Genomic DNA, 17,355 nt, shown 5'->3' on the forward strand with positions numbered 1-17,355 from the left:
GTGCTCGAACGAATTAAAGTCTGCTTTACGGAAAGCATTCAAACCCAAATTGCGGCGGCGGAAGCGCTACCTGATGCCATTTCCCGAGCAGCCATGACGATGGTTCACTCCCTGCTAAATGGCAACAAAATCCTCTGTTGTGGCAACGGCACATCTGCCGCCAATGCACAGCATTTTGCTGCCAGCATGATCAACCGTTTTGAAACAGAACGTCCTAGTTTACCTGCCATTGCACTTAATACCGATAATGTGGTCTTAACCGCGATAGCAAATGACCGTCTGCATGATGAAATTTATGCCAAGCAGGTTCGGGCGCTCGGCCATACCGGCGATATTTTGTTGGCCATCTCAACGCGGGGTAACAGTCGCGATATCGTTAAAGCCGTCGAAGCGGCGGTGACGCGCGATATGTCGATCATTGCGTTGACGGGCTACGACGGTGGCGAGCTGGCGGGTCTGCTGGGGCCGCAGGATGTCGAAATTCGTATTCCTTCCCATCGCAGCGCGCGCATCCAGGAAATGCACATGCTGACGGTAAATTGCTTATGCGATCTGATTGATAACACGCTTTTTCCTCACCAGGATGATTAAGGAGTACACATGAAGGCATTTACGCCCCTCGCAGTCCTTATTTCCGCGCTGCTGTTACAGGGTTGTGTTGGCGCAGTGGTGGTAGGTTCCGCAGCCGTAGGCACAAAAGCCGCGACGGATCCGCGAACTGTGGGCACCCAGGTGGATGACGGCACGCTGGAACTACGCGTGAATAGCGCGCTGTCGAAAGACGAACAAATTAAGAAAGAAGCGCGTGTTAATGTCACCGCCTACCAGGGGAAAGTGCTGCTGACTGGCCAGGCGCCGAATACCGAACTCGCTTCGCGGGCAAAACAGATTGCCGTGGGTGTGGAAGGGGCAACTGAAGTTTTCAACGAGATCCGTCAGGGCCAGCCGATTGGTCTGGGTACGGCCTCTTCCGATACCTGGATCACGACCAAAGTTCGCTCGCAATTGTTGAGCAGCGACCAGGTGAAATCGTCAAACGTAAAAGTGACCACGGAAAATGGCGAAGTGTTCCTGATGGGGCTGGTCACTGAACGTGAAGGCCGGGCCGCCGCGGACATCGCCAGCCGCGTCAGCGGGGTGAAACACGTGACCACCGCCTTTACGATTCTGAAATAACCTCACCGTGACGAAAAAGCCCGGTTCTCACCGGGCTTTTTTTCGCGCAAAAACTTACCTTACAGCAAGGCGATAATGCCGGTGATCATGCCGCACAGTGCCACCAGGCCGCCGGTCAGCCACAGCGCTTTCGCCGGGAAAGACTTCCGCAGCATAACGAGCGATGGCAGGCTAACCGCCGGTAATGTAATCAGCAGCGCCAGGGCAGGCGCCATGCCCATTCCCGCCAGCATCATGGTCTGCACAATCGGAATTTCCGCCGCCGTAGGGATAACAAACAGGCAGCCGACAATCGCCATCGCGATCACCCACAGCAAGGTATTATCCACCGCGCCATCCGCATGCGGGAACAACCAGACACGCGCCGCGCCGAGCACCAGCACCGCGAGGATATAGACCGGAATGGTGCTCCAGAACAGTTGCCATAACGCCTTACCCCAGCGCGCCATAAAGCTGCCCTGCGGTTCCGGTAAGGTGATCTCAACCGCTTCTGATTGTTGCGGGCTGTCCTTCACCAGCATCTGTACCAGTGTTGCCACGCCGAGTACGGTGATCAGCCCCGCAACCAGGCGGATTGCCGCAAAATGCCAGCCAAGCACAAATCCCATAAACACCAGCGTTGCCGGGTTCAGCAGCGGGTTGCCCATCCAGAACGCCAGCGCACCGCCCATGGAAACGCGCTGACGCCGCATGCCCGCCGCCACTGGTGCAGCACAGCAGGAACACATCATGCCAGGCAGAGAAAACAACGTACCAAACAGGGTACCGCTAAAGCGCTTTTGCCCCAGCGTGCGCAGCAACCAGTCGCGCGGGATAAGCACCTGAATTAGCGAGCCGAGCAGCACGCCGAGTACCGCTGCCTTCCAGACCGCAAGAAAATAGACCATGGCATAATCAAGCGCCGCCTGAAACGGGCTGGAATCGGCCTGGGAAAGAATGGATTTACCGATGCTGTGTGTCTCGGCGGCGGTGAAGGCTTTGCCGTAATAAGGCTGCCATTTCACATACCAAAGACCAACGATAACAACAAGAAAGAACAGAGCGGGTTTCCACCATTGAACAGGTGTTGCCGCCTGAGATGAAGACTGACCAGTCATAACATTCCCCGGGGATATATTTATAAGCCCGAGAATAGTACGCCGTGATAACTATTTTGCCAATGTGCTATCTGCTGCAATCGCGCGTAGCTGCGCGGATTTCACGACACGCGTAGGCTGGCTTGCGGGCGAAAAGGCCAGTGCCAGCATGGCGCGGGCAACGTCGTGTGCGGAAATCGACTTCCAGTTGCCCGGCAACAGGCGAAAAAGCGGTGCCAGCAAAGATTCATTTACCCGTTTTTTCTGCCGATCCCCCAGCAGCATTGACGGGCGAACGATAGTCAGCGACGGCCACTGTTGCGCCATCAACGCGTTTTCCATCTCACCTTTGACGTGATTGTAGAAAAACAGCGAGCGCGCGTTTGCGCCCATTGAACTGACCACCAGCATTTGCGTGGCGCCAAGCCGCAGGCCGGTAAGCGCGGTATCCACCACCAGTGTGTAATCGGCAAGCACAAACGCCTCTTTGCTCCCCGCCTCACGCCGGGTGGTGCCGAGGCAACAAAAAACCGTATCGACGGGTTCCGTCACCAGTGCCAGCGCGTCACTCAGTTGCGGATCGTGTGGGTTTTCGACGCCTGAGACACCGGACAACGGGCGACGCGTGGGGGCAATAATGGAATCAATACGCGAGTCGCTGTTCAGCAATCGCAACAGATGCCCGCCAACCAGACCGGTGGCACCGGTGATTAATACACGCTGCATCGTTTCCCCCTTTGCAGATGAATCTGTGTTGCAATGTCAGCCTGCTGAACCAGGCTTAGTGTGCTGGTGAGTTATCAGTATGCATAACTCCCTTTCTGAAGCCAAAACAACGGAGGAAGTATGAGCAAGAAAATTGCTGTCTTGATCACCGACGAGTTTGAAGATTCAGAATTCACCTCTCCGGCACATGAATTTCGTAAGGCTGGTCATGAGGTTATCACGATTGAGAAACAGGCCGGGAAAACCATTCACGGCAAAAAGGGTGAAGCGGAAGTGGTGATTGATAAAGCCATTGATGAAGTGCGCCCGGCAGACTTTGATGCACTACTGCTGCCCGGCGGGCACTCGCCCGATTATCTGCGCGGCGATGACCGTTTTGTGACTTTCACGCGGGACTTCATCAGCACCGGGAAACCGGTCTTCGCCATTTGCCATGGGCCACAGTTGTTGATCAGCGCCGATGCAATACGCGGGCGTAAGCTCACGGCGGTGAAACCGATTGTGGTGGATGTGAAAAACGCCGGGGGTGAGTTCTACGACCAGGAAGTGGTGGTCGATAAAGATCAGCTGGTCACCAGCCGAACTCCCGATGATTTACCCGCGTTTAATCGCGAAGCGCTGCGCTTACTCGGCGCCTGAGTCGCGGATCCAGTGCAGTTTTTTACCAAAGCCCAGCGTGTTATCAGTGAACTTCAGTTCATGAAGGCGAATTTCCCACATCGGGGCGGATAACATGCGGGCAACCGGAAAACGACGATTATATTTCGCACGCAGCGTCGCGCTCTCCTCGCCGTCAAGGCGGCGGATCTCGCCGGTGAACTGCACGCCGCGAATCAGCGCCACGGTTTTTGGCTGGCCGTTTACCGTGCCCGCCACCTGCGCTTTCAGGCCCGTCATCTGTGCATGGCGGGTTTGATCCTCGCTCAGGATATAAAACGCGACCGCTTGTGGATCATAAAAATAGAACGCGTTCGCGCACCATAATTCTCCCCGATTCGCCACACACCAGGTGACAACATGCTGTTTCGCCAGCCAGCGATTAATGGCTGCAAGAGTCTCCATTTTTTCCCTTCCCCATGTTATTTTTCTTTCACATTAACATACTGAACATCGTCATGACGTCCTGGTTTCTTTATCTTATTCGCACCGCTGACAACATGCTCTACACCGGCATTACCACCGATGTCGCACGGCGTTTTATTCAGCATCAATCCGGCAAAGGCGCAAAAGCGTTGCGGGGAAAAGGCGCGCTGGCGTTGGCTTTTTCGGCCGAGGTGGGGGAAAGATCTCTGGCGCTACGGCTGGAGTATCGCATTAAGCAGTTAACCAAACGCCAGAAAGAGCGCCTCGTCGCCGGGGATGGCTCATTCGAGGCGCTGCGGGAAAGCTTGTTATCTGTGACCGTTAAAAACGATTGAAATGATCGCTGTATTCAACCCGGCCACTGACGCCATTGAACGCGTCATCCGCCAGGCGATGGACTAAAAACGCCTCGTGGCTTTCTGGCCAACGGCAGTGCAAATCATACTGCGCCGCCTTCTCAAACCCGAGACGACTATAAAACGCAGGATCACCTAAAGTGACCACCGCCGCATAGCCAAACTCGTTGAGTGAATCCAGCCCTTCATACACTAACTGACGCGCAATACCCTGCCCGCGGTACTGCTTATCAACGGCCAGCGGCGCAAGCCCGACCCATTGCAGCTCTTCACCGGCGACCGAAACCGGGCTAAACGCCACGTAGCCAATGACCTGGCCTTCGTCATCGGTCGCAACAAATCCCAGCGTGATCAGCCCGTCTTCGCGCAGATCGTGCACCAGCGTCGCTTCCGCTTCGCCGTCAAAACTACGGCGCAGCAGCGCGTCGATACCGGGAGCATCAATGGGAATTTCAACTCTAATCAGCATGGCTCACCTACAGAAGGTTGTGTCGTTGCAGGCGGCGCTTGCAGGCCAGCCTCAACAAATTCCGCCAGCTGCAGCAGCATCACCCGCAGGGGTTTTGGCATCTGCTCCAGCTCAATGGCGTCCATCAGGTTTTTCACGTACAGCCCAAGTTCCGTATCGCCTTCAATCACCAGACGGCGCTGGAAAAACAGCGTATCGGGATCCTGCTTACGCGCAGCAATCATCAGCAAATCGCTGGCGTCCGCGCTGAAGCTGACATCCGCATCGGCAGATTCACGCACAATCATCTGCCCATCTGCAACAGAGGTATACCACGTCAGGCCAATATCCCGAACCTGGATACTTAACCAGCGGCCTTCCAGAAACTCAAGTTCTCCGTCCGCCAGCGCCTGTTGGAATTGCCAACGCAGCACCTGCTCCAGCACCTGACGTTTGATGGCGAAAGGCGTCAGCTTAACCGGCACGCTCAGTAACGACGGGCCAACCTGAACAAGACGTGAGCGCAATTTATCCAACACGAGCTTTACTCCCTGAAATGATAATGACTGTTATTTTGCCACAATCGCCAAATGGCATAGCGGCACAAATCAACAATTACGAATAAACAGCCGGGGATTATTGGCGCCATCAATACGCATTTAACTGCCTCAAATCAAAAATTGTCGCTGACAGGTTAACTAAAATCCCAGTTCATTAACAACTTAGCGACCCCACGGGGTACATCCGGGCCATAACGCCCCTGATTGCAGGATACACTATGGAGTTGCTCTGCCCTGCCGGAAACCTTCCGGCGCTGAAGGCGGCCATCGAAAACGGTGCCGACGCTGTGTATATCGGCCTGAAAGATGATACCAATGCCCGCCATTTCGCCGGTCTCAATTTTACCGAGAAGAAGCTGCAGGAAGCGGTCAGCTTTGTTCACCAACATCGCCGCAAGCTGCATATCGCCATTAATACGTTTGCGCATCCTGATGGCTATCAACGCTGGGAGCGTGCCGTTGATATGGCAGCGCAGATTGGCGCTGATGCGCTGATCCTGGCAGATTTAGCGATGCTGGAATATGCAGCTGAGCGCTATCCGCATATTGAGCGCCACGTCTCCGTCCAGGCTTCTGCGACCAACGAAGAGGCGATTCGTTTTTACCATCGCCACTTTGACGTGGCGCGCGTGGTGCTGCCGCGCGTGTTATCGATTCACCAGGTTAAGCAGCTGGCGCGCGTCACGCCGGTACCGCTGGAAGTGTTCGCTTTCGGCAGCTTGTGCATTATGGCGGAAGGCCGCTGCTACCTCTCTTCTTACCTGACTGGCGAATCGCCCAATACCGTAGGCGCCTGTTCTCCGGCACGTTTTGTGCGTTGGCAGCAAACGCCGCAGGGGCTGGAATCCCGCCTCAACGACGTGCTGATTGATCGTTATCAGGATGGCGAAAACGCCGGTTATCCGACCTTATGTAAAGGCCGCTATCTGGTGGATGGCGAGCGTTATCACGCGCTGGAAGAACCCACCAGCCTCAATACACTGGAACTGCTGCCAGAGCTGCTGGCCGCCAATATTGCCTCGGTAAAAATCGAGGGGCGCCAGCGCAGCCCGGCCTATGTCAGCCAGGTAGCAAAAGTATGGCGTCAGGCAATCGACCGCTGTATGGCCTCGCCGCAAGACTTTGTGCCGCAACCGGCGTGGATGGAAACGCTGGGTTCGATGTCGGAAGGCACCCAAACCACCCTCGGCGCGTATCACCGCAAATGGCAGTAGGAAAATCATGAAATATTCATTAGGGCCGGTGCTTTATTACTGGCCAAAAGAGACGCTGGAAGATTTTTACCGCCAGGCAGCCACCAGCCACGCCGATGTGATTTACCTTGGCGAAGCCGTCTGCAGCAAGCGCCGCGCGACCAAAGTGGGCGACTGGCTGGATATGGCAAAAGCGTTGGCGGGCAGCGGCAAACAGGTTGTACTTTCCACGCTGGCGCTGGTGCAGGCCTCTTCCGAATTAAACGAACTCAAACGTTATGTTGATAACGGCGAGTTTTTACTCGAAGCCAGCGATCTGGGCGTGGTGAATATGTGTGCCGAGCGCAAACTGCCGTTTGTCGCCGGGCATGCGCTCAACTGCTATAACGCGGTGACGCTGCGTTTACTGCTCAAGCAAGGCATGGTGCGCTGGTGCATGCCGGTTGAGCTTTCGCGCGACTGGCTGAAAAACTTACTCGATCAGTGTGATTCCCTGGGTATTCGTCAGCAATTTGAAGTGGAAGTGCTGAGTTACGGTCATCTGCCGCTGGCTTACTCCGCGCGCTGCTTTACCGCCCGCTCCGAAGACAGGCCTAAAGATGAGTGCGAAACCTGCTGCATTAAATACCCGAACGGGCGCAGCATCCTTTCGCAAGAGAACCAGCAAGTCTTTGTGCTGAACGGTATCCAGACGATGAGCGGCTATGTTTACAACCTGGGTAATGAGCTGACCTCAATGGAGGGACTTGTGGATATGGTGCGTCTGTCGCCGATGGGTGACGAGACGTTTGCCATGCTCGACGCGTTTAAGGCGAATGAAACGGGTCATGCACCGCTGCCGCTGGCGTCTAATAGCGATTGTAACGGCTACTGGCGCAGGCTGCCGGGCCTGGTACTGGAGCCGTAAAAAAGCTCACTTTGTTAACAAGAATTGTCACAAGTTAATGCAGTATGAAAGTTGCAGCTTTTCTGGCCGGGCGCGGCACATTGCGCCAGGCTGGAAGAAGACCTTCAATCTGATGACAATGCTGTAGCAAAGTGAGTGTGTATGTCTGATAAAACGATCCCTTTTTCGGTGCTTGATCTCGCGCCGATCCCACAAAACTCTAACGCCCGCGAGGCGTTCACGCATTCGCTGGATTTGGCGAAACTGGCCGAACAGCGCGGTTATCATCGCTACTGGCTGGCAGAACACCACAATATGACCGGTATCGCCAGCGCGGCAACGTCCGTGTTGATTGGCTATCTGGCGGCGAATACGCAAACCTTGCATTTGGGTTCCGGCGGTGTGATGCTGCCAAACCACTCGCCGCTGGTGATTGCCGAGCAGTTCGGCACGCTCAATACCCTCTATCCGGGACGTATCGATCTTGGCCTTGGCCGCGCGCCAGGCAGTGACCAGCGCACCATGATGGCGCTGCGCCGCCATATGAGCGGTGATATCGATAATTTCCCGCGTGATGTCGCTGAACTGGTGGACTGGTTTGATGCCCGCGATCCAAATCCGCACGTACGACCGGTGCCGGGTTACGGTGAGAAAATCCCCGTCTGGCTGCTGGGCTCAAGCCTGTATAGCGCGCAACTGGCCGCGCAGCTGGGCTTGCCGTTTGCCTTTGCTTCGCACTTCGCGCCGGATATGTTGTTCCAGGCGTTGCATCTTTATCGTACGCAGTTCAAACCCTCTGAACGGCTGGAAAAACCGTACGCAATGGTGTGCATCAACATTGTCGCCGCCGACAGCAACCGCGATGCGGAATTCCTGTTTACATCAATGCAGCAGGCATTTGTGAAATTACGCCGCGGCGAAAGTGCGCAGTTGCCGCCGCCGATCCCAAATATGGATCAGTTCTGGTCGCCGGCGGAACAGTATGGCGTACAGCAGGCGCTGAGTATGTCGCTGGTGGGTGATAAAGCGAAAGTACGCCACGGGCTGGAGTCAATTCTGCGGGAAACGGATGCCGACGAAATTATGGTTAACGGACAGATTTTTGATCACCAGGCACGGCTTTACTCGTTTGAGCTGGCGATGCAGGTGAAAGAAGAACTGCTCGGTTAGCGCAGAGATCCTCCTCTCCCATATGGGAGAGGAGAGAAAATGATTACTGATAGACAGGTAACAAATTAAAGCTGGAAAGCAGATGCACCACCGCGTTGCCAATGCCGAACAGCAGAATCAGCGCAATCATCGGCTTGCCACCCCATACGCGAAACGCCGGGCTGCCAAAGCGCTTACGCGAGGCATTTGCCAGCAGCGCGGGAACAATGGCCGCCCATACTGTTGCTGCTAAGCCCGCATAACCAATCGCGTACAGAAAGCCGTTCGGCCACAGCAAGCCACCGACAATCGGCGGTAAAAAGGTCAACACTGCGGTTTTAAAGCGTCCCAGCGGGGAATCATCAAACTTGAATAAGTCCGCCAGGTAGTCAAACAGCCCCAGCGTCACACCAAGAAAGGAACTGGCGACCGCAAAGTTTGAAAAGACAACCAGCAACAGATCCAGGCTGCGGCTATTGAGCACGCCGCTCAGCGCCTGCACCAGCACATCAATATTCCCGCCTTTTGCCGCGATCTCAATAAATGCGGGACGCGAGATATTGCCCATCGTGACCAGCAACCAAATAACGTACAACCCCAGCGCCAGCAGCGTGCCGTAGACCAGGCAACGAATAATAGTGCGCGGATCTTTGCCGTAGTATTTCATCAGGCTCGGCACATTACCGTGGTAGCCAAACGAAGCCAGACAGAATGGCAGCGTCATCAACAGATAAGGCGTGTATGAAGCATCGCGCTGAGCGGCGTTAAATAAGGTCGCTGGCTCAACATGCCCCAACAGGCTGCCAAAGGTGAGAAAGAAGGTGATGACCTTCGCCCCCAGAACAATTGCCGTCATTCGGCTGACAGCGTGCGTGGAGAGCCAGACGATAAACGCCACCAGCAGCGCAAAGGCCAGCCCGGCCAGGCGCGGCGGGACATTCAGCGACATTTCCGCAAAGGTGTGATGCAAAATAGAGCCGCTTGCCGAAATATAGGCGTAAGTCAGGATATAGAGCACGAAAGCAATCGAGATACCGTTAACCAGATTCCAGCCTTTCCCCAGCAGATCTTTGGTAATGGTATCGAAGCTCGCGCCGCTACGGTAATTCAGGTTGGCTTCAAGGATCATCAGCCCGGAATGCAACATGCAAAACCAGGTAAAAACGAGCGCCAGCAATGACCAGAAAAACCACGCGCCGGACATCACCACCGGCAGTGAAAACATGCCTGCGCCAATGATCGTGCCGCCAATAATCACTACCCCGCCGAACAGCGAAGGGGAAGTTTGTGTGGTTGTCAGTGTCGACATCTGAGTGATTCTCCTGTGATGAGCAATGCCAGTAGTTCAGGCTGCTGCATTGTACCAGTACAGGAGTACATTACGGATAAAAAAAGCCCCAATCTTTTCGATCGGGGCTGTATCTATTTCTTTACAGGCTGTAACGCAGATTATGCGTCGTTACGGCGACGCGGAGCGCTGTCGTCACGATCGCGGCGCGGTGCGCGACGTTCGCCACCAAAACTACGACCTTCCTGACGCTCACCGCTGAAACGACGACCTTCACCACGACCACCTTCACGGCGTTCACTACCGAATCCGCCACGACGCTCACCGCCACCGCGGCGTTCGCTACGCTCACGCGGCTGTGCATCGCCCAGCAGTTGCATATTCATCGGCTTGTTCAGAATACGCGTGCGGGTGAAGTGCTGCAGAACTTCGCCCGGCATGCCTTTCGGCAGCTCAATGGTAGAGTGAGTACCGAACAGCTTGATGTTACCGATGTAACGGCTGCTGATGTCGCCTTCGTTGGCGATAGCACCAACGATATGACGGACTTCAACACCATCATCGCGGCCTACTTCAATACGGTACAGTTCCATTTCGCCAACATCGCGACGTTCACGACGCGGACGATCTTCGCCACCACGTTCAGAACGTTCGCCACGCGGGCCCCGATCGTTACGATCGCCACGGCGTTCGAAGCGATCATCACGTTCACGGAATTCGCGACGCGGGCGCATCGGTGCATCCGGCGGCAGGATCAGCGGACGTTCGCCCTGCGCCATTTTCAGCAGTGCAGCGGCCAGCGTTTCAATATCCATCTCTTCTTCAGCAGAAGGCTGGATTTTTGCCAGCAGCGCGCGGTACTGATCCAGATCGCTGCTTTCCAGCTGTTGCTGAACTTTAGCGGCGAATTTTTCCAGACGGCGTTTGCCCAGCAGCTCTGCGTTCGGCAGTTCTACTTCCGGAATGGTCAGTTTCATCGTACGTTCGATGTTGCGCAGCAGACGACGCTCGCGGTTCTCAACGAACAGCAGCGCACGACCAGCACGACCCGCACGACCGGTACGACCGATACGGTGAACGTAGGATTCGGAATCCATCGGGATGTCGTAGTTAACGACCAGGCTGATACGCTCAACGTCCAGACCACGTGCCGCAACGTCAGTTGCGATCAGGATATCCAGACGACCGTCTTTCAGACGCTCCAGTGTCTGCTCACGCAGTGCCTGGTTCATATCACCGTTCAGCGCAGCGCTGTTATAGCCACTGCGTTCCAGTGCTTCAGCCACTTCCAGCGTTGCGTTTTTGGTACGAACGAAGATGATCGCCGCATCAAAATCTTCTGCTTCCAGGAAGCGAACCAGTGCTTCGTTTTTACGCATGCCGTATGCAGTCCAGTAGCTCTGGCTGATATCCGGACGAGTCGTCACGCTGGATTGAATGCGCACTTCCTGCGGCTCTTTCATAAAGCGACGAGTAATGCGACGAATTGCTTCCGGCATGGTTGCAGAGAACAGAGCGGTCTGATGACCTTCCGGGATCTGTGCCATGATGGTTTCTACGTCTTCGATAAAGCCCATGCGCAGCATTTCGTCGGCTTCATCCAGCACCAGACCGCTCAGTTTAGAGAGATCCAGCGTGCCGCGTTTCAGGTGATCCAGCAGACGGCCCGGCGTACCGACGACAATCTGTGGCCCCTGGCGCAGAGCGCGTAATTGCACGTCATAACGCTGGCCACCGTACAGGGCTACCACGCTTACACCGCGCATATGTTTAGAGAAATCGGTCATGGCTTCAGCAACCTGAACCGCCAGTTCGCGGGTCGGAGCGAGCACAAGGATCTGCGGTGCACGCAGGTCCGGATCGATGTTGTTCAGCAGCGGCAGAGAAAACGCCGCGGTTTTACCGCTACCAGTCTGGGCCATGCCCAGCACGTCACGACCGTTCAGCAGGTGCGGAATGCACTCAGCCTGGATCGGAGATGGTTTTTCGTAACCGAGATCGTTAAGAGCTTCAAGGATGGGAGCCTTCAGGCCCAGATCTGCAAAAGTGGTTTCGAATTCAGCCATGTAGTACAAGTGCCTCTATGTCATTGGCGGCCAGTCTACATAACTCATCGTGAAAAAAATTAGCAATTTTCATTGAAAAGTGTGAACCGGCTCAAAGTAGGTTAATTAACGAACAATGAAGCCCTCACCCGCGAAGGTGATGGCAATCAAAAAAAGATTACGGGCTGATATGTTCGTCAGCTATTGCTGGTCCGATTCTGCCAGGTCGTCATGCTCCTGGCCCAAGAGCGCTAATTCCAACAATGCGTAACGATGCTCAACAAAATTATGGACGTTGTTGGCAACCGCTAGTTTGAACAGTGCCGTAGCGCTGTCCTTATCCCCCAGACTTAGGTAGTACTTACCTAAATAGAAGTTGGTTTCACTGAGATGCTCAGCGAGCGAGGTGTTATCCGTTGCGTCTGCCTTCAGGCGATCCATTAGCGTTGCTTCGCTAATGTCGCCGAGGTAGAACTCGACAATGTTCCATCCCCACTGTTCCTTGTCCGATTTTTCGAAGCGCTGTTTCAGTGCTTCTTTAGCCTGCTTCTCATTAAGCTTCCGCTCAACGATGTAAAGCCACAGACTCCGGAAAGGATCATTAGGATCGTCTTGATAAAACGCCAGCAGATCATCTTGCGCTAACTTGTCGCGACCGCCGTAATGCAGTGCGATCCCGCGATTCAAGTGCGCGTAGTTGTAAGTTGGATCAAGCTCAAGTACAGAATCAAACGCTTCATAGGCAGCATCAAAATTGCCTGCCTGCGTTAAATAAATGCCTAAGTAATTGAATACTTCCGGCATATCGGGTCGGATTGCCAGCGCTTGCGAGAAATCATTTCGCGCTAAGGCTCTCAAACCGAGGCTATCATACAACACTCCGCGCTCATATAAAAGCTGTGCGCGTTCGTCATCGGTTAAAGCCCGACTGGCAAGAATTTGTTCCATGCGCGCCAGAATCACTTCTTGCTGCAAAGTCGGTTGCAATGGCACCGCGAGGACTTCGCTCTTACGCCAGGCAGAGTTGCTGCATCCTGCCAGCGTTAAAGCTGTCGCAACGAAACACCAGCGCAAAAAAGGCTTCATTTCCCACTCCCGAAGACAACAATTGGATGAACGTCCTGTCCCCCGGCTGCAAACATGGCGTCCTGCCTGCTAATAAGCCCTCCGCTTTCGCGGAGGGCAAAGGCAACCTTACTCGCCCTGCTCTGCTTGCGGCGCTTCCGACGCTTCAGCAGGCTGAGTCTGCTCAGTCGCTTCTTTAATGCTCAGACGAATACGGCCCTGACGGTCAACTTCCAGAACTTTAACCGGCACTTCCTGGCCCATCTGCAGATAATCGGTCACTTTCTCAACGCGTTTGTCCGCGATCTGAGAAATATGTACCAGACCTTCTTTACCGCCGCCGATGGCAACAAACGCGCCAAAGTCAACGATGCGGGTCACTTTACCGCTATAGACACGGCCCACTTCGATCTCAGCCGTGATCTCTTCAATACGGCGAATGGCATGTTTCGCTTTATCGCCGTCAGTTGCTGCGATTTTTACGGTACCATCATCTTCGATTTCGATGGTGGTGCCGGTTTCTTCGGTCAGCGCACGAATAACGGAACCGCCTTTACCGATCACGTCTTTGATCTTATCTGGATTAATTTTGATGGTATGGATACGCGGCGCAAATTCAGAGATATCACCACGCGGCGCGTTAATCGCCTGCTCCATAACGCCCAGAATATGCAGACGAGCACCTTTCGCCTGATTCAGCGCAACCTGCATGATCTCTTTGGTGATACCTTCAATTTTGATATCCATCTGCAGCGCAGAGATACCGTCGCGGGAACCCGCTACTTTGAAGTCCATATCGCCCAGGTGGTCTTCGTCGCCCAGGATGTCAGACAGAACAACAAAGTTGTCGCCTTCTTTCACCAGACCCATTGCGATACCCGCAACGGCCGCTTTCACCGGTACGCCAGCGTCCATCAGCGCCAGAGATGCGCCACAAACGGAAGCCATAGAAGAAGAACCGTTCGATTCGGTGATTTCAGACACCACACGTACGGTGTACGGGAATTTATCTGCATCCGGCATCACTGCCAGCACACCGCGTTTTGCCAGACGGCCGTGGCCAATCTCACGACGTTTCGGCGAACCAACCATCCCGGTTTCCCCTACGGAGTACGGAGGGAAGTTGTAATGGAACAGGAAAGAGTCAGTGCGCTCGCCCATCAGTTCGTCGATGATCTGCGCGTCACGAGCGGTCCCCAGCGTTGCAGTAACCAGCGCCTGGGTTTCGCCACGGGTAAACAGCGCAGAACCGTGAGTACGCGGCAGTACACCGGTACGAACGTCCAGACCACGGATCATATCTTTTTCGCGGCCATCAATACGCGGTTCACCTGCCAGTACACGGCTACGAACAACGTTTTTCTCGATAGCGTGCAGGATTTCGCCCAGTTCGTTGGCGTCCAGGGTTTCATCTTCTGCCACCAGCGTTGCGATGGTTTCGGATTTAATCACGTCAACCTGAGCATAACGTTCTTGTTTGTCAGTGATGCGGTACGCATCGCTCAAACGTGATTCTGCCAGCGCAGCAACGCGCGCGTTCAGCGCTTCGTTTACCGCTTCCGGCTGCCAGTCCCAACGCGGTTTGCCAGCTTCTTTCACCAGGTCGTTGATGTTCTGGATAACAATCTGCTGCTGGTCATGGCCAAACACCACCGCGCCCAGCATCTGATCTTCGCTCAGCAGTTCCGCTTCGGATTCCACCATCAGAACCGCGGCTTCAGTACCGGCAACCACCAGATCCAGCTTACTTGCTTTCAGCTCTTCCTGAGTCGGGTTCAGAACGTACTGGTCATTGATATAACCAACACGCGCAGCGCCAATCGGGCCATTGAACGGAATACCAGACAGTGAAAGCGCAGCGGAAGCACCGATCATTGCCACGATATCCGGGTTAACCTGCGGGTTAACGGAAACCACGGTAGCGATAACCTGCACTTCGTTCACGAACCCTTCCGGGAACAGCGGGCGAACCGGGCGGTCAATCAGACGCGCGATCAGCGTTTCGCCTTCGCTCGGACGGCCTTCACGACGGAAGAAACCGCCAGGGATTTTACCGGCAGCGTAAGTACGCTCTTGATAGTTTACGGTCAGCGGGAAGAAATCCTGACCTGGTTTTGCTTTTTTCTGGCCAACAACGGTCACGAATACTGCGGTGTCATCCATGCTTACCATAACGGCAGCAGTCGCCTGACGCGCCATCATGCCGGTTTCCAGCGTGACGGTATGTTGACCATACTGGAATTTACGAACGATCGGATTCAGCAAAGTTCTGTCCTTTCTTAATGAAAGTCAGCACACCTTTGGCATGCTGACAATTTAACCGAATCTTCATGCATCCTCGCGACTAATGACAACCCTAACCCGCCCATTGCGGATAAAGCCTCTCATTAGCCGCGCGAACCTCTGCAGTGAAGATCATACCTGGCAACAATACATTAGTTTACTGCCAATTGCTGCCGCCTGGTTGAAAAAAGGGGCCTTGTAGGCCCCCTTCTTGAAACTCGCCAGACTTAGCGACGCAGACCCAGACGCTCGATCAGCGCGGTGTAGCGTGCAACGTCTTTACGTTTCAGATAGTCGAGCAGTTTACGACGCTGAGAAACCATACGCAGCAGACCACGACGGCTGTGGTGATCTTTTTTGTGCTCTGCAAAGTGACCCTGCAGGTGGTTGATCTGAGCAGTCAGCAGTGCAACCTGAACTTCGGTAGAACCGCTATCGTTAGAACCACGACCAAACTCGGAAACGATTTTTGCTTTAGCTTCAACGCTTAGAGACATTTTAAACTCCAGTGATAAAAAAATGAAAAGGCGCCGATCTCTAATTCAGCGGCCTCAGGATTAACGCCGGGTGATGTTAAATACATAGCCCGGCGTTAAGCGGCAATATTCTACTCGTAGTCACGGTTTCCCGCAAGGTAAGCCCGTCATTGTGCAGGATACTCGACCACCAGACGACGCGGCGCAACACGGCCTTCGTCGTCCATTTCGCCCATACCAATGAACGTCGCATCATCACCTTCTGTGACACGCACCAGCCCCGTTTTTGGCGCATCGGATGCCCGGACCGGCTGACCATTTTTGAAGTATGCCGCGACGACTGACGGAATATTAACCGCCGGGAAATCTGACGCCGGGCTATCCATTGGCATCAATAACGGATCCAGCAATTGTGCCGCCGGGATACCCTGCTGTTCGGCCTGCTCAACCCGTTCACGCAATTGCTCAAGCGTTACCATACGTTCGATAGGGTACTTGCTCACCGCCAGGCGACGCAGATAAATAACATGTGCGCCGCAGCCAAGTTTCTCACCCAAATCATCAATGATGGTGCGGATGTAAGTCCCTTTCGAGCAGTGAATTTCCAGCTCAAGTTCATTGCCTTCATGGCGGATAAATAACAGTTCGTAAACCGTAATCGGGCGGGCTTCACGCGGAACCTCAATGCCCTGACGCGCATACTCGTAGAGCTTCTTTCCCTGATATTTCAGGGCAGAGTACATCGACGGGACTTGCTGCGTATCACCGCGAAAACTGTCCAGCGCAGTCGCCAGTTGTTCGGCACTGAAGGTCAATGGACGCTCTTCAACGATTTGCCCATCCGCATCGGACGTATCGGTACGCTGCCCAAGGCGGGCAATCACCCGATAACGTTTGTCCGAATCCAGTAGATATTGGGAGAACTTTGTCGCTTCCCCCAGGCAAATCGGCAGCATGCCGGTCGCCAGCGGATCAAGCGCTCCGGTGTGTCCGGCACGGTTGGCGTTATAAAGACGCTTAACTTTTTGCAGCACATCATTGCTGGAAGCGCCCTGCTGTTTATCGAGCAGCAGAACGCCATGCACGTCGCGACCGCGACGACGAGGACGACTCATCAGTCCTCCTTGCTGTCGTCCGGGTTCACACGACGTTCGTCATCGTGTTTCACCACACTGGTCACCAGATTGGACATGCGCATCCCTTCCACCAACGAGTTATCGTAGAAGAACGTCAGTTCCGGCACGATACGCAAACGCATCGCTTTACCCAACAGGGAGCGAATAAAGCCAGAGGCATCCTGCAACGCTTTGATACCCGCTTTCACGGATGCTTCGTCTTTATCGTTAAGGAAGGTAACAAACACTTTGGCATAAGCCAGATCGCGGGAAACTTCGACACCAGAAACGGTGGTCATCATACCCAGACGCGGATCTTTAATTTCGCGCTGCAGGATAATCGCAATCTCTTTTTGCAGTTCCTGAGCCACGCGCTGCGGGCGACCAAATTCTTTCGCCATAATAATTCTCCAGACTAAAAAGGGGCCGT

The 17,355-nt window shown here is 54.4% G+C and carries 20 protein-coding genes; 7 read left to right on the plus strand and 13 right to left on the minus strand.

Annotated features, from left to right (window positions below):
• Together diaA and dolP are read left to right on the plus strand one after the other, a co-directional pair.
• On the plus strand, positions 1 to 591 hold the full coding sequence (diaA, locus tag IP581_RS20370; protein WP_040016590.1) for a DnaA initiator-associating protein DiaA: 591 nt from the start codon (positions 1 to 3) through the stop codon (positions 589 to 591).
• A gap of 9 nt (positions 592 to 600) precedes the next feature.
• Positions 601 to 1,176: a division/outer membrane stress-associated lipid-binding lipoprotein gene (dolP, locus tag IP581_RS20375; RefSeq protein ID WP_086870137.1), complete on the plus strand. Its 576-nt coding sequence runs from the start codon at positions 601 to 603 to the stop codon at positions 1,174 to 1,176.
• A gap of 59 nt (positions 1,177 to 1,235) precedes the next feature.
• On the opposite strand, the gene IP581_RS20380 is transcribed toward dolP, so the two are convergent.
• Both IP581_RS20380 and IP581_RS20385 read right to left on the minus strand, forming a co-directional pair.
• On the minus strand, positions 1,236 to 2,273 hold the full coding sequence (locus IP581_RS20380; RefSeq protein WP_193821255.1) for a permease: 1,038 nt from the start codon (positions 2,271 to 2,273) through the stop codon (positions 1,236 to 1,238).
• 51 nt (positions 2,274 to 2,324) lie between these two features.
• Positions 2,325 to 2,978, minus strand: coding sequence for an NAD(P)H-binding protein (locus IP581_RS20385; RefSeq protein ID WP_086870132.1), 654 nt, complete (start codon positions 2,976 to 2,978; stop codon positions 2,325 to 2,327).
• Positions 2,979 to 3,098: 120 nt separating this feature from the next.
• On the opposite strand from IP581_RS20385, the gene IP581_RS20390 reads away from it, so the two are divergent.
• Positions 3,099 to 3,617, plus strand: coding sequence for a type 1 glutamine amidotransferase (locus tag IP581_RS20390; protein WP_020455402.1), 519 nt, complete (start codon positions 3,099 to 3,101; stop codon positions 3,615 to 3,617).
• Here IP581_RS20390 and IP581_RS20395 read toward each other — a convergent pair.
• Positions 3,603 to 4,040 (minus strand): YhbP family protein, encoded by a 438-nt coding sequence (locus IP581_RS20395; protein ID WP_193821256.1) that lies wholly within the window; start codon positions 4,038 to 4,040, stop codon positions 3,603 to 3,605. The two genes, IP581_RS20390 and IP581_RS20395, sit on opposite strands and share 15 nt — an antisense overlap.
• A 14-nt stretch (positions 4,041 to 4,054) precedes the next feature.
• Between IP581_RS20395 and IP581_RS20400 the strand changes: the two genes are divergently transcribed.
• Positions 4,055 to 4,396, plus strand: coding sequence for a GIY-YIG nuclease family protein (locus tag IP581_RS20400; protein WP_407659111.1), 342 nt, complete (start codon positions 4,055 to 4,057; stop codon positions 4,394 to 4,396).
• Here IP581_RS20400 and IP581_RS20405 read toward each other — a convergent pair.
• Complete coding sequence (locus IP581_RS20405) at positions 4,383 to 4,886, minus strand: GNAT family N-acetyltransferase (RefSeq protein WP_193821258.1); 504 nt, start codon at positions 4,884 to 4,886, stop codon at positions 4,383 to 4,385. The two genes, IP581_RS20400 and IP581_RS20405, sit on opposite strands and share 14 nt — an antisense overlap.
• On the minus strand, positions 4,880 to 5,404 hold the full coding sequence (gene ubiT / locus IP581_RS20410; protein ID WP_193821259.1) for a ubiquinone anaerobic biosynthesis accessory factor UbiT: 525 nt from the start codon (positions 5,402 to 5,404) through the stop codon (positions 4,880 to 4,882). The genes IP581_RS20405 and ubiT overlap by 7 nt, the downstream gene beginning before the upstream one ends.
• Positions 5,405 to 5,643: 239 nt before the next feature.
• On the opposite strand from ubiT, the gene ubiU reads away from it, so the two are divergent.
• The 3 genes from ubiU (at position 5,644) to IP581_RS20425 (ending at position 8,674) form a co-directional block, all read left to right on the plus strand.
• Entirely contained in the window at positions 5,644 to 6,639 is a 996-nt protein-coding gene (gene ubiU / locus IP581_RS20415; RefSeq protein ID WP_086870123.1) for a ubiquinone anaerobic biosynthesis protein UbiU, read from the plus strand.
• Positions 6,640 to 6,646: 7 nt separating this feature from the next.
• Positions 6,647 to 7,525 carry a U32 family peptidase gene (locus IP581_RS20420; RefSeq protein ID WP_193821260.1) on the plus strand — a complete coding sequence of 293 codons (879 nt, stop codon included), beginning with the start codon at positions 6,647 to 6,649 and terminating at the stop codon, positions 7,523 to 7,525.
• 141 nt (positions 7,526 to 7,666) lie between these two features.
• A complete protein-coding gene (locus IP581_RS20425) occupies positions 7,667 to 8,674 on the plus strand; it encodes a luciferase-like monooxygenase (RefSeq protein ID WP_086870119.1) in 1,008 nt (335 codons plus the stop codon).
• A 43-nt stretch (positions 8,675 to 8,717) separates the two neighbouring features.
• Here the strand turns inward: IP581_RS20425 and mtr are convergent, their stop codons facing one another.
• From mtr to rbfA, 8 genes are all read right to left on the minus strand, one after another.
• Positions 8,718 to 9,962, minus strand: a complete 1,245-nt coding sequence (gene mtr, locus IP581_RS20430) for a tryptophan permease (RefSeq protein WP_193821261.1) — start codon at positions 9,960 to 9,962, stop codon at positions 8,718 to 8,720.
• A 140-nt stretch (positions 9,963 to 10,102) separates the two neighbouring features.
• The gene (locus tag IP581_RS20435) at positions 10,103 to 12,007 is read right to left on the minus strand and encodes a DEAD/DEAH family ATP-dependent RNA helicase (protein ID WP_193821262.1); all 1,905 of its coding nucleotides are present in this window, start codon (positions 12,005 to 12,007) and stop codon (positions 10,103 to 10,105) included.
• Positions 12,000 to 12,080 (minus strand): protein YrbN, encoded by an 81-nt coding sequence (gene yrbN, locus IP581_RS24155; protein ID WP_097400725.1) that lies wholly within the window; start codon positions 12,078 to 12,080, stop codon positions 12,000 to 12,002. The genes IP581_RS20435 and yrbN overlap by 8 nt, the downstream gene beginning before the upstream one ends.
• 107 nt (positions 12,081 to 12,187) lie before the next feature.
• On the minus strand, positions 12,188 to 13,072 hold the full coding sequence (gene nlpI / locus IP581_RS20445; protein WP_020455412.1) for a lipoprotein NlpI: 885 nt from the start codon (positions 13,070 to 13,072) through the stop codon (positions 12,188 to 12,190).
• A gap of 108 nt (positions 13,073 to 13,180) precedes the next feature.
• The gene (pnp, locus tag IP581_RS20450) at positions 13,181 to 15,316 is read right to left on the minus strand and encodes a polyribonucleotide nucleotidyltransferase (protein ID WP_017457358.1); all 2,136 of its coding nucleotides are present in this window, start codon (positions 15,314 to 15,316) and stop codon (positions 13,181 to 13,183) included.
• Positions 15,317 to 15,561: 245 nt separating this feature from the next.
• A complete protein-coding gene (gene rpsO / locus IP581_RS20455) occupies positions 15,562 to 15,831 on the minus strand; it encodes a 30S ribosomal protein S15 (RefSeq protein ID WP_017457357.1) in 270 nt (89 codons plus the stop codon).
• Positions 15,832 to 15,977: 146 nt separating this feature from the next.
• Positions 15,978 to 16,925 carry a tRNA pseudouridine(55) synthase TruB gene (truB, locus tag IP581_RS20460; protein ID WP_193821263.1) on the minus strand — a complete coding sequence of 316 codons (948 nt, stop codon included), beginning with the start codon at positions 16,923 to 16,925 and terminating at the stop codon, positions 15,978 to 15,980.
• Positions 16,925 to 17,326: a 30S ribosome-binding factor RbfA gene (gene rbfA / locus IP581_RS20465; RefSeq protein WP_017457355.1), complete on the minus strand. Its 402-nt coding sequence runs from the start codon at positions 17,324 to 17,326 to the stop codon at positions 16,925 to 16,927. The genes truB and rbfA overlap by 1 nt, the downstream gene beginning before the upstream one ends.
• Positions 17,327 to 17,355: the final 29 nt, after the last annotated feature.

Origin of the sequence: Kosakonia pseudosacchari, assembly GCF_015167415.1 — a bacterium.
Classification (GTDB): domain Bacteria; phylum Pseudomonadota; class Gammaproteobacteria; order Enterobacterales; family Enterobacteriaceae; genus Kosakonia; species Kosakonia pseudosacchari.

Excerpts from the sequence above, each read along its gene's own strand:
- dolP (WP_086870137.1), top strand. The coding sequence starts at position 601 with ATGAAGGCATTTACGCCCCTCGCAGTCCTTATTTCCGCGCTGCTGTTA.
- IP581_RS20380 (WP_193821255.1), bottom strand. The coding sequence starts at position 2,273 with ATGACTGGTCAGTCTTCATCTCAGGCGGCAACACCTGTTCAATGGTGG.
- IP581_RS20385 (WP_086870132.1), bottom strand. The coding sequence starts at position 2,978 with ATGCAGCGTGTATTAATCACCGGTGCCACCGGTCTGGTTGGCGGGCAT.
- IP581_RS20390 (WP_020455402.1), top strand. The coding sequence starts at position 3,099 with ATGAGCAAGAAAATTGCTGTCTTGATCACCGACGAGTTTGAAGATTCA.
- IP581_RS20395 (WP_193821256.1), bottom strand. The coding sequence starts at position 4,040 with ATGGAGACTCTTGCAGCCATTAATCGCTGGCTGGCGAAACAGCATGTT.
- IP581_RS20400 (WP_407659111.1), top strand. The coding sequence starts at position 4,055 with ATGTTATTTTTCTTTCACATTAACATACTGAACATCGTCATGACGTCC.
- IP581_RS20405 (WP_193821258.1), bottom strand. The coding sequence starts at position 4,886 with ATGCTGATTAGAGTTGAAATTCCCATTGATGCTCCCGGTATCGACGCG.
- ubiU (WP_086870123.1), top strand. The coding sequence starts at position 5,644 with ATGGAGTTGCTCTGCCCTGCCGGAAACCTTCCGGCGCTGAAGGCGGCC.
- IP581_RS20420 (WP_193821260.1), top strand. The coding sequence starts at position 6,647 with ATGAAATATTCATTAGGGCCGGTGCTTTATTACTGGCCAAAAGAGACG.
- IP581_RS20425 (WP_086870119.1), top strand. The coding sequence starts at position 7,667 with ATGTCTGATAAAACGATCCCTTTTTCGGTGCTTGATCTCGCGCCGATC.
- mtr (WP_193821261.1), bottom strand. The coding sequence starts at position 9,962 with ATGTCGACACTGACAACCACACAAACTTCCCCTTCGCTGTTCGGCGGG.
- IP581_RS20435 (WP_193821262.1), bottom strand. The coding sequence starts at position 12,007 with ATGGCTGAATTCGAAACCACTTTTGCAGATCTGGGCCTGAAGGCTCCC.
- yrbN (WP_097400725.1), bottom strand. The coding sequence starts at position 12,080 with ATGAAAATTGCTAATTTTTTTCACGATGAGTTATGTAGACTGGCCGCC.
- nlpI (WP_020455412.1), bottom strand. The coding sequence starts at position 13,072 with ATGAAGCCTTTTTTGCGCTGGTGTTTCGTTGCGACAGCTTTAACGCTG.
- rpsO (WP_017457357.1), bottom strand. The coding sequence starts at position 15,831 with ATGTCTCTAAGCGTTGAAGCTAAAGCAAAAATCGTTTCCGAGTTTGGT.
- truB (WP_193821263.1), bottom strand. The coding sequence starts at position 16,925 with ATGAGTCGTCCTCGTCGTCGCGGTCGCGACGTGCATGGCGTTCTGCTG.
- rbfA (WP_017457355.1), bottom strand. The coding sequence starts at position 17,326 with ATGGCGAAAGAATTTGGTCGCCCGCAGCGCGTGGCTCAGGAACTGCAA.